General features: G+C 68.0%; 6 protein-coding genes. 5 read left to right on the plus strand and 1 reads right to left on the minus strand.

The features are described 5' to 3' along the window. Positions 1-93: 93 nt before the first annotated feature. The gene (locus tag D9V32_RS13780) at positions 94-3,498 is read right to left on the minus strand and encodes a choice-of-anchor G family protein (protein ID WP_121649495.1); all 3,405 of its coding nucleotides are present in this window, start codon (positions 3,496-3,498) and stop codon (positions 94-96) included. 385 nt (positions 3,499-3,883) lie between these two features. On the opposite strand from D9V32_RS13780, the gene D9V32_RS13785 reads away from it, so the two are divergent. The 5 genes from D9V32_RS13785 to D9V32_RS13805 all read left to right on the plus strand — a co-directional run bounded on the left by D9V32_RS13785 (position 3,884) and on the right by D9V32_RS13805 (position 11,413). Next, on the plus strand, positions 3,884-5,332 hold the full coding sequence (locus D9V32_RS13785) for a phytoene desaturase family protein (RefSeq protein ID WP_121649496.1): 1,449 nt from the start codon (positions 3,884-3,886) through the stop codon (positions 5,330-5,332). Positions 5,333-5,400: 68 nt separating this feature from the next. After that, complete coding sequence (locus D9V32_RS13790) at positions 5,401-8,280, plus strand: DNA polymerase III subunit gamma and tau (RefSeq protein ID WP_121649497.1); 2,880 nt, start codon at positions 5,401-5,403, stop codon at positions 8,278-8,280. A gap of 59 nt (positions 8,281-8,339) precedes the next feature. Next, positions 8,340-8,936, plus strand: coding sequence for a recombination mediator RecR (gene recR, locus D9V32_RS13795; RefSeq protein ID WP_121649498.1), 597 nt, complete (start codon positions 8,340-8,342; stop codon positions 8,934-8,936). A gap of 126 nt (positions 8,937-9,062) precedes the next feature. After that, positions 9,063-10,328 carry an aspartate kinase gene (locus D9V32_RS13800; protein ID WP_121649499.1) on the plus strand — a complete coding sequence of 422 codons (1,266 nt, stop codon included), beginning with the start codon at positions 9,063-9,065 and terminating at the stop codon, positions 10,326-10,328. Positions 10,329-10,357: 29 nt separating this feature from the next. Continuing rightward, on the plus strand, positions 10,358-11,413 hold the full coding sequence (locus tag D9V32_RS13805) for an aspartate-semialdehyde dehydrogenase (protein WP_121649500.1): 1,056 nt from the start codon (positions 10,358-10,360) through the stop codon (positions 11,411-11,413). Positions 11,414-11,428: the final 15 nt, after the last annotated feature.

Below are 11,428 nucleotides of genomic sequence, written 5' to 3' on the forward strand. Positions count from 1 at the left end.
GAGACTACCTCGTGCCGGCCGGGAGATCCGGCCGGCACGAGGGGAAGAGCCGGTGTCGGGGCACCCAGGGCACCCCGACACCGGCGAGGGAGATTAGTCAGAAACCTCCTGTTCCCGACGGTCACGAGCACGCACCTGGCGGGTGAGCAGCGCGGCACCGAGTAGCAGCACGAGGGTCGCGCCACCGATCAGGAACCACGGTACGTCGTTACCGGTGCCCGGGAGCCAGCCACCGGCTACGGGCGTCTTGCCCGATGCGTTGGCGCTGCCTCCGTTGGCGGTGGTGGTGCCGTTAGCGGTAGAACCGTTTGCGCTTGCGCTTGCGCTTGCGGTGGTACCGCTGGCAGCAGCGGAACCACCGGCGGCCGCGGCACCGTTGGCCGCAGCTGCGGCCTCTGCCGAAGCGGTGGCCGATGCGGTGGCGGTGGCGGATGCCGCGGTTGCGGTCCCGTTGGCAGCGGCTGCTGCCGTCGGGGCGTTCGCCGCAGTGGTCCCGTTCGCCGCCGCGGTTGCGGTTGCGGTTGCTCCGGCCTGCGGGTCTGCCGCCGCGTTAGCGGTTGCTCCGGCCTGCGGGTCAGCTGCCGCGTTAGCGGTTGCTCCGGCCTGCGGGTCAGCTGCCGCGTTAGCGGCGGCAGTTGCGGTAGTCGGAGTACCCGCGGCGGAGTTGCCGTTTGCCGCGGTCGTGGCTGCTGCGTTGGTGGTTGCGCCCGCTTCGGGGTCCGCCGTGGCGTTGGCGTTGGCTCCCGCGTTGGGGTCCGCCGCTGCGTTGGTGGTTGCTCCCGCTTCGGGATCAGCTGCCGCGTCTGCGGTTCCGCGCGAGTCCGCTGCCGGGTTTGCGCCCGGGTTGGCTGTTGCGGTTCCGTTTGCTGCGGCGGTGGCGGACGCGTCCGTGGAGGCGTTTGCGATGGCGGCGGCCGAGGCTGCTGCCGATGCGTTGCCCTGTGCGGCCACGTTCGCGGCGGCGTTGGTGCTGGTGTTGTTGTTTCCGTCGGCTGCGGCCTGGGCGGCTGCGTTTGCCGAGGAGTTTGCCGTTGCGGTGGAGGTGGTCGAGGCATCGGATGATGCTTCGGTGTTTGCCGCTGCCTGTGCTGCTGCGTTGGCGTTGGCGGTGGCGGCTGCGGTGGCTCCGGAGTTGCTGTTTCCGTCGGCTGCTGCTTGTGCTGCGGCCTGGGCTCCGGTGTTGTTGTTGCCGTCTGCGGACGCTGATGCTGCCGCGGAAGCGGAGGCGTTCGCGTTCGCGTTTGCGTTTGCGGCGGTGTTGGTGGTCGCACCCGCTTCGGGGTCGGCCGCCGCGTCAGCGGTGGTGTTGGCTCCTGCGTTGGTGTTTGCTCCAGCGTTAGGGTCTGCCGTGGTGGATCCGTTTGCTGCGGCGGTGGCGGACGCGTCCGTGGAGGCGTTTGCGATGGCGGCGGCCGAGGCTGCTGCCGATGCGTTGCCCTGTGCGGCCACGTTCGCGGCTGCGTTGGTGCTGGTGTTGTTGTTTCCGTCGGCTGCGGCCTGGGCGGCTGCGTTTGCCGAGGAGTTTGCCGTTGCGGTGGAGGTGGTTGAGGCATCGGATGATGCTTCGGTGTTTGCCGCTGCCTGTGCTGCTGCGTTGGCGTTGGCGGTGGCGGCTGCGGTGGCTCCGGAGTTGCTGTTGCCGTCGGCTGCTGCTTGTGCTGCTGCCTGGGCTCCGGTGTTGTTGTTGCCGTCTGCGGACGCTGATGCTGCCGCGGAAGCGGAGGCGTTAGCGTTCACGTTTGCGTTTGCGGCGGTGTTGGTGGTCGCACCCGCGTTGGTGTTGGCGGTGGAGTCAGCCGTGGTGGTGGCGTTTGCCGTTGCGTTGGTATTCGCGCTGGAATCTGCGCCACCCGGATCATCCGCTGCGACGCGGATGGTCGAGGATGCCAGGCCGATTGAGGCCACCGTCCCGAGCACCGGAAGAAGCTGAACTCCGAGCGCACGAACGGTTGCGGAGTTCGCCCCCAGATCGCCGGATCCCGCCGCCCAGCTGCCAACCTGTTCGTTAATACGGATGGCGACGGCCCGATCGAGAATGCCGCGGAGTGCGGGTTCCAGCAGGGTCGTCAGGGTCTGCGATGCGGTGTTCACGGTGGTCGATAGTGTGCTTGTGATCAGGTTTACCGCGGTTTGCAACGCGACACCGGTCACCCCGTTTACAACTCCAAGAATGACGCCAGCAAGGCTGTTGACCACGGCATCGACGATGGGGCCGGCTCCGGAGGTCACGTGGACGGTAGGTTTGGTGGTGCTGAGACCGGCGAACTCACCCAGGGTTCCCCTGACTTCAAGGCCGATAGTTGTGCAAGCCAACGGGGTGATGGCACAGCCGAGCCCCGCTCGTACCTGGAAGGTAGCAACCACTCCGAGGTTCGTGATGGTGTTGGTTACCGTGGTGGTCACCTTGGTGGTGAACGTGGTAACCAGCTGGGTTACTCCGGCGACGATGCCATCGACGAGTCTCTTCGAAATGACATCCGTGTTCGGCGGCAGATTATTGATGTTCGTTGTCGGGTTTGTCTCGACAAAGAGCTTCGCGAGATCGAGCTTGATTGAGCCCGTCTTGAGGTTGATCACGATTGATCCGCTGGGGTTTGCGAGCGGCGTGTCAATGAGCCCATCCATCAGGGCTTGACCTCCGTCGGCGACTCCGGTCAGCGCAATCTGTGGCGTACCGAGCACGGTGACTCCACCCAGGTTAGCCGGCAGCGACAGGAGGTTGATCGCGTCCCTGAGTGCCAACAGAAGGTTGTTGAGGGGGCCGTTGGTCCCGCCCAGCGCATTGGCCGCGGTGAACGCGGTCTGCACCGCGTTTCGCAGTGACGTCACCAGGGTGCCCACCGCGGGGCTCGTGAGAGCTACTCCGAGTTCGGACAGCACGTATTGCGAGGAGGGGGTGGTCGCAGCACCCGTGGCTTCGATGCGGGATGCCAGGGCACCCACCTCGACGCGCGCCTCACTGATCACCGGATCGGTGATCGCCTTGATCCCGGCCTGCTCAAAGAACGGAACCAGATCAATGTATGCGGGCGCGATTCCCGAGTTCTGACCGGGGGTCAGGGCGATCGCGCCCTGATCGTTGATCAGACCAGAGGATGCCACGGACGTGGTCGCCGTGGGCGATGCCGCGTAGCTCTTGAGGGTGCCGAGGCCCCCGAGGTTGAGCAGGCCGCCCTGGCCGAGGAGCGGAAGGGTGACCGAGCCCACCCCGACCTGCAGCAGGCCGAGCGCGGCGACGTTGAGCGTGTTGCTGGCGGGGCCAGGAGAGGAGGGGTTACCCGAGTGCGCGGTCGCGAGATCGGCAAGGTCGAGGTTGGCCCCAAAGAGCGAGCTGCGCAGGAACTGGCCCTGTGCCTCGGAAGCGTCGCTCGGAAGCGCAACCGCGGCGTTGCCGAGCGGAACGGCGAGGAGCGCCCCGAAGGCGACCCCCGCGGTTACCGTCAGGAGTCGATCGCGCGTTCTGCGCTTCTTTCGACTCGGTGGAGCATTGGTTCTCATCGAAGAATCCCCTCATTCGGATGAACGTTGACGCACGCATACCCGCGTACGTGCGAAAAGGCTAGCAACGGGTAATTTGGCCGTCCAGAGGTCCCCCGAACGGTGGTCGGGGTGAACCGAAGGGTGAAAAACCGCGTCTTTATGGCGCGGCGGCTGGTTAATCACATCATTGATCCTGGGAACCGCCCACCGAAGTGGGGTAACAATTTTCGGAAGAATCGCGAGTAAATGTCACCCGTCCGAGGCTCAGGTTGCGATCTGTGACAGCTCACCAAAACCGTGTGATTGTGGGGGATTGGGATGAGGGCGGCTGCGTGAGTGTCGAGGGGAACCCGCGGGGTGTCATTGTCCCCCCGAAATCAGACGCGCGCCCTAGACTGACCCCATGACGTCGGCGGCGATTATCGGTAGTGGCCCAAACGGCCTCGTGGCAGCGGTTACCCTGGCCCGGGCCGGCCTCGACGTGACCGTGTTCGAGGCCGCGGACACCCCCGGCGGAGGGTGCCGCACCGAGGAGCTCACCCTCCCCGGGTTCTGGCACGACTGGGGCTCCGCCGTGCACCCGATGGTCGCGACCTCGCCGTTCTTCCATGCATTCGAGCTGACCAAGCGCGTGCCGTATGCGGTTCCTGAGCTTTCCTACGCCCACGCTCTGGCGCCCGGGTCTACGGCTCTTGCCCATCGGGATCTCGACCGAACCGTCGAGGGGCTCGGTGCAGACGGGGTGCGCTGGCGACGCATCTTTGAGCCGCTGGTCTCGCGTCTCGAACCCGTCCTCAACCTGATCTCTGCGCCGCTCGGAAACGCACCCGCCCACCCGGTGCTCGCCGCACGGTTGGGCCTCTCGGTTCTCGCCGCCTCACCGATTGGCGAGGCCACCCTCGGGTTACGTACCGAGCCCGCACGGGCGCTGTTCGCCGGGGTGGCCGCGCATGGAAATGGTGCCACTCGCTCCCTCGCGCTCAGCGCAGTCGGGCTGATCCTGGCCGCTCACGGGCATGGCCCGCAGGGATGGCCGGTACCGATCGGGGGCGCGGGTGCCGTCACCGCCGCCCTGCTCACCGATCTGGAGGCTCACGGTGGCCGGGTACTCACCGGAGTTCGAATCACCCACGCGCGAGAAATCGCGGGATTCGACGCGGTGATTTTCGACACGTCGGCCCGTGACCTCGCACAGATCGCCGGCAATGCACTGCCCGAAAAGTATCGCCGGAGCCTCCGTGCATTCCGCTACGGGAATGGATCAGCGAAGGTGGATTTCGCGCTCTCAGAACCGGTGCCCTGGCTGGATCCGGCCCTGCGCGAAGCCCCGACCGTGCACATCGGAGAGAGTGCACGAGCCATCGCCCGGGCCGAGCGGGAGGTATCCCGCGGCCGCATGCCCGAAGAGCCATATGTGCTGATTACCCAGCCGTCCATCCTGGATCCCGGCCGCGCCCCCGCGGGCAAGGCAGCCCTCTGGGCCTACGTGCACGTGCCCGCGGGCAGTGCCCTCGACCCCACCGAGATCATCACCGCCAGAATCGAGCGTCTCGCGCCGGGATTCCGAGACACGATCCTGGCGAGCGTGCACACCACCGCCGCGCAGATCGAGGAACGCAACCCCAGCATGATCGGTGGTGATATCGGAACGGGGGCGACGAACCTGCGACAGCTCCTCGCCCGGCCGGTATTTGCCCGCGAACCCTGGCGGACACCGGTGCCGGGGCTCTACCTCGGATCCGCCTCGATTCCCCCGGGCCCCGGCGTCCACGGACGCGGCGGATTCGCCGCCGCGCGCGCGGCCCTCACCGACCTCGGAATCGCCCTACCCGATCTCGGGCCGGGCGCATAAGCACGATCCCGACCCCCAATATGAGCCGGGGGCTGGGACGGTCGGTGGGTGCCGATTAGACTGGGGAGGTGGTTACCGCTCTCTATCGCCGTTATCGGCCAGAATCTTTTGCCGAACTGATCGGTCAGTCTCAGGTGACCGCTCCGCTCATGACGGCGCTGCGCACCAACCGTGTGAACCACGCGTACCTCTTCTCCGGCCCACGTGGCTGTGGAAAGACCACCTCCGCGCGCATCCTGGCGCGCTGCCTCAACTGCGCCGAGGGCCCCACCGACACCCCGTGTGGCGTTTGCCCGAGCTGCGTTGAGCTCAGCCGTGACGGCGGCGGATCGCTCGACGTCGTCGAGATCGACGCCGCGAGCCACGGTGGTGTCGATGACGCCCGTGATCTCCGCGAGCGAGCCGTCTTCGCCCCCGCCCGCGACCGCTTCAAAATCTTCATCCTCGACGAGGCCCACATGGTCACGGCGAACGGCTTCAACGCGCTGCTCAAGATCGTGGAAGAGCCCCCGGCACACGTGAAGTTCATCTTCGCGACCACCGAGCCCGACAAGGTGATCGGCACCATCCGATCCCGCACCCACCACTATCCCTTCCGGCTGATCCCGCCCGCCCAGATGCTCGAGTACGTCGAGTCCCTGTGCGCGTCGGAAAACATCGCCACCGAACCCGGCGTGCTCTCCCTCGTGGTGCGCGCGGGCGGCGGTTCGGCCCGAGACACCCTCTCGCTGCTCGACCAGCTCATTGCCGGCTCGGAAGATGCCACGGTGTCCTATGAGCGGGCGGTTGCGCTGCTCGGCTACACCCACGGTGCACTCCTCGACGAGGCGGTGGATGCCCTCGCCCAGCGCGACAGCGCCGCCGCATTCGCCGCGGTGGATCGCGTGATCCAAACCGGCCAGGACCCCCGCCGCTTCGTTGACGACCTCCTCGAGCGCCTCCGCGACCTCATCGTGGTCGGCGCCACCGGCGAATCCGCGGCCGCCGTGCTCCGCGGCGTCCCACAGGACGAACTCGACCGGATGGCCACCCAGGCCTCGGCATTTGGTCCGGCCGCGCTCAGCCGCACCGCCGACATCGTCAACCAGGCTCTCGGCGAAATGGTGGGTGCCTCCGCCCCGCGTCTGCACCTCGAACTCCTCGTTGCGCGGGTACTGGTACCCGCCGCCGACGACTCCGAACGCGGTGCCCTGGCCCGCGTCGAACGCCTCGAACGCCAGGTCGGCTCCGGCATCGGAGGCGGACTCACCTCCGCCGGATCGGCCCTCGACGAAGCCTTCTCCGGCTCGTCCGGCCTGAGTGGTGCCGCCCTCGCGCGTGCTGCGGGCAACCGGGCGGCCGCAGCCCCGGCCGAGAACCGGGCACAGGCAGCGGCCCCGGCTGCCGCTTCGGTACCGGCTGCCGGTTCGGTGCCGGCTACTGCGTCGGTGCCGGCTACTGCTTCGGTTCCCGCTGCAACGCCCGTACCCGCCACCGCTTCAGTGCAGACCGCCGCGGCCGGATCTGTGGCGGCATCCGCCGCCGCTGCCTGGGGAACCCCGGCCGTAGGCCCCGGTTCGAATGGAACCGTCGCCGCTGCGGCTTCGCCCGCGGCTGCAACTCCCGCGGCAGCTTCGCCCGCAGAGCCCGCGCCCGCTGCCGCGAGTGACGCTCCCGCAGCGTCCGCCGCCGGAACCCCGCACTCCGGACGCCCCGTCGACTTCGCCCAGCTTCGTGACGCCTGGCCCGAGATCCTCGAACGCCTGGCCGCCGGAAAGCGATCCTCCTGGGCCGTGGCCGCGAGCGCGACCGTTCGTGGGTACAGCAACGACGTTCTCGCCCTGACCTTCCCGAGCCAGAACGACGTAGACGGCTTCCGCCAGCTCTCCCCGAACGGAGATGGCGTGAGCGCGCACCTGCGCGCCGCGATCCTCGCGGTGCTCGGCGTGACGGTCAAGTTCACCGCCAAGGCCGACCCCAACGCTCCCGCCGCGGCGATCGCTCCGGGGCAGGCACTCGGCGGCACCCCCGCAACACCCGCTCCCGCCGCGCCCGTTACCCCCGCCGTACCGGCCGCGGTTTCCGAACCCGCACCGACGCCGGAACAGACACCGACGCCGGAACCCGCGGCCGAGCCCGCAGCCCCGGCAGCGGCGATCCCCGCCCCGGCCGCGGAGATCCCGGCAGCGCCCGCGGCTCCCGCCCCCGCCGTACCCGAGATGATCCTGCCGGATGGTCTGACGCTCGGACCAGCCGCCACCGGCTGGGCCGTGGCCGCAATTCCGGGGTCCGCCCCGGGTGCCGTCGCGCCCGCCCCGGCAGCCGCCGCGCAGGCATCGTCCGCCGTGGCCCCGGCACCCGTCGCAGCCGCGAGCCAGGCACCGGCATCGGCCGCCCCGGCCGCCCCCGCCGCTCCCACCTCCGCCGACGAAGACATCCCGTTCCCGGACGACGCCGATGCCCCGCCCGCAGACGATGAGCCCCCGTTCCCCGACCCGGGAATGGGCGGCGGCGGCTCGCGTCCGCCGCGTACCCCGGGCGGCCGCGGCGGCTCCGGTGCCGCGATTGCCCCGGGTGCAGCGATTCCTCCGGGTGCCGCCATCCCGCCCGGCGCCGCGAGTGCCGCCGCACCGGGCCGATTCGCCGCGCTCTACAGCGATGGTGCGCCCGAACCCGCGGCGAGCACCCCCGCGGCTCCGGCAACCGCCCGCGCATCCGTTGCCGCACCCCCGGCACCCGCCGCGGTGATGGAACCCGCGGCCCCGGCACCGGCCGCACAGCCCGCCGCTGCCCCGGCCTCAGCTCCCGTCGAACCCGCGGCACCGACGCGCTCGGCACCCACCGCAACCACGCGGTTTGCTCCGGCATCGGGAAACAGGTACGGTGAGGCGGTCGTCCGCGAAATGCTCGGCGCGGTGTTTCTCGAGGAGCAGGCCTACATTCCGGCCACCCGCTTCGACCGCGGATAACACTCCGGCTCACCACCGGGAAACGGCACGGTTCACCCGTGCGGAGATAAAGGAACCACATGTACGAGGGAATTGTTCAGGAACTGATCGACGAGTTCGGTCGCCTGCCTGGAATCGGTCCCAAGTCTGCCCAGCGCATTGCGTTCCATATCCTGCAGACCGAGAGTGTTGACGTCACCCGGCTGTCCGAAATCCTCGGCCAGATCCGCACCCGCGTGCACTTCTGCGAGATCTGCGGCAACGTCGCCGAGCAGGAGCGCTGCTCCATCTGCCGCGACCCGCGTCGCAACCAGACCCTGATTTGCGTGGTTGAGGAAGCCAAGGACGTGGTCGCCATCGAGCGCACCCGCGAGTTCCGTGGCCTCTACCACGTGCTCGGTGGGGCGATCAGCCCGATCGACGGTATCGGCCCGGACGACCTCCGGATCCGGCAGCTCATGCAGCGCCTCGCCGATGGCACCGTGGAGGAGATCATCCTCGCCACCGACCCCAACCTTGAGGGGGAGGCCACCGCCACCTACCTCAGCCGTTTGCTCACCACCCTGGAGATCAAGGTCACCCGCCTTGCGTCCGGGCTCCCCGTGGGCGGCGACCTCGAATACGCCGACGAGATAACCCTCGGTCGCGCCTTCGAGGGTCGCACCGTCATTGGCTAGGTTCCGCCTGGTTACGTTCCCCGCCACCGTGCGGGGAAGACGTAACATGCCGGGACCGTTATTCAAGACGATTTAGACTAAACATCCGGCGGGCCGTACGCCCGCACCCTTCCCCAGGAGTATCACGTGAGCCTAATCGTTCAGAAATACGGTGGATCGTCGGTTGCCGACGCCGAGAGCATTAAGCGCGTTGCCAAGCGAATTATCGCCACCCGCAAGGCCGGGAACGACGTGGTTGTGGCCGTTTCGGCCATGGGGGACTCGACCGATGAGCTGATGGACCTCGCCCACGAGGTATCGCCCATCCCCGATCAGCGCGAGCTCGACATGCTGCTCTCGAGCGGCGAGCGTATCTCCGTGGCACTGCTCGCCATGGCGATCAAGTCGATGGGCTATGACGCCCGCTCGTTCTCCGGCCCGCAGGCCGGAATGCGCACCGACACCCACCACGGTTCCGCCCGCATCGTCGAGGTAGACCCGGTTCGTCTGCGCTCCGCACTGGATGAGGGCGCGATCGTCATCGTCGCCGGTTTCCAGGGCCTCTCGCTCGACACCGCCGACATCACGACCCTGGGTCGTGGCGGATCGGACACCACCGCGGTGGCCCTCGCCGCCGCCCTCAAGGCCGATGTGTGCGAGATCTACACCGACGTCGACGGCGTCTTCACCTCGGACCCCCGCGTGGTTCCGCTGGCGCGTAAAATCGACAGGATCACCGCCGAGGAGATGCTGGAGCTTGCCGCCAACGGCGCAAAGGTGCTCTACATTCGCGCCGTTGAGTTCGCCCGTCGCCACGGCGTCACCCTGCATGTTCGTTCATCATTCAGCAACAACGAGGGAACCCTCGTTTATAACCCGAAGGAGGGTGACGAGATGGAACAGCCCATCGTCACCGGTGTCGCCACCGACCTGAGCGAGGCCAAGATCACCGTTGTCGGCGTCCCCGACGTTCCCGGCAAGGCCGCTCAGATCTTCAGCCTGATCGCCAAGACCGAGGCCAATGTGGACATGATCGTCCAGAACGTCTCCGCCGCATCCACCGGCCTGACCGACATCTCGTTCACCCTGCCGAAGTCCGAGGCTCAGCTGGTCCTGACCGCGCTGCGCGCCGACCAGGAGGCCATCGGCTTCGTCTCGGTTCAGCACGACGACCAGATCGGCAAGCTCGCCCTGGTGGGTGCCGGAATGAAGGCAAACACCGGTGTTTCGGCGAAGCTCTTCCAGTCGCTGTCGGATGCCGGCATCAACATCGAGATGATCTCCACCAGCGAGATCCGCATCTCGGTTGTGACCCGCGCCGACTCGGTCAATGAGGCCGCCCGCGTTGTCCACTCGGTCTTTGGCCTGGACAACGACATTGAGGCCACCGTGTACGCCGGTACCGGCCGCTAGACTGACCGAAAGCCAAAGGAGACACCGCAATGACCACTGGAGTACGCCTCGGAATCGTGGGCGCCACCGGCCAGGTTGGCACCGTAATGCGCCAGCTGCTGCAGGACCGCAACTTCCCCATCGCCGAACTGCGCCTGTTTGCCACCGCGCGTTCCGCCGGTAACACCGTACGCTTCGGCGATACCGACATCGTGATCGAAGACATCGCGACCGCAGACCCCACCGGCCTGCAGATCGCCCTGTTCTCGGCCGGTGCCACCGGTTCGCGCGCCCACGCCCCGCGCTTCGCCGAGGCCGGCGTGACCGTGATCGACAACTCCTCCGCGTTCCGCGGCGACCCGGAGATCCCGCTGGTGGTCAGTGAGGTCAACCCGCACGCGCTGGAGAACCTGCCCAAGGGCATCATCGCGAACCCGAACTGCACCACCATGGCCGCAATGCCGGTGCTGAAGGCGCTGGACGCCGAGGCCGGCCTGACCCGCCTCGCGATCACCACCTTCCAGGCGGTATCCGGTTCCGGGCTTGCCGGTGTGGCCGAGCTCGCCGGCCAGGCCCGCGCGGCCGTGGCCGATGAGAACTTCGAGCGTCTGGTGCACGACGGTTCCGCCGTGACCCTGCCCGAGCCGGCCGTCTACAAGCGTCCGATCGCCTTCAACGTGGTGCCGCTGGCCGGCGCCATCGTCGAAGACGGCGAGGGCGAGACCGACGAAGAGAAGAAGCTGCGCAACGAGAGCCGAAAGATCCTCGAGCTGCCGGAGCTGCTGGTGGCCGGTACCTGCGTGCGCGTGCCCGTGTTCAGCGGTCACTCGCTGTCGGTACACGCCGAGTTCTCGGGCGAGATCACCCCGGAGCGCGCCACCGAGATCCTCGCCGCCGCACCCGGTGTTGAGCTCAGCGACATCCCGACCCCGCTGCAGGCGGCCGGTCAGGATCCCTCGTACGTGGGCCGTATCCGTGCCGACCAGTCGGCACCCGCCGGCCACGGCCTGATCCTGTTCATCTCGAACGACAACCTGCGCAAGGGCGCGGCACTGAACACCGTTCAGATCGCCGAGATCCTGGCGGAGAAGCTGCTCTCGGCCTAGCCCTGAGTTTTTGCG

Source organism: Mycetocola tolaasinivorans, from assembly GCF_003667565.1.
Lineage (GTDB): Bacteria > Actinomycetota > Actinomycetes > Actinomycetales > Microbacteriaceae > Mycetocola > Mycetocola tolaasinivorans.

Coding starts and splice junctions, on each gene's coding strand:
- D9V32_RS13780 (WP_121649495.1), bottom strand. CDS start 3,498: ATGAGAACCAATGCTCCACCGAGTCGAAAGAAGCGCAGAACGCGCGAT.
- D9V32_RS13785 (WP_121649496.1), top strand. CDS start 3,884: ATGACGTCGGCGGCGATTATCGGTAGTGGCCCAAACGGCCTCGTGGCA.
- recR (WP_121649498.1), top strand. CDS start 8,340: ATGTACGAGGGAATTGTTCAGGAACTGATCGACGAGTTCGGTCGCCTG.
- D9V32_RS13805 (WP_121649500.1), top strand. CDS start 10,358: ATGACCACTGGAGTACGCCTCGGAATCGTGGGCGCCACCGGCCAGGTT.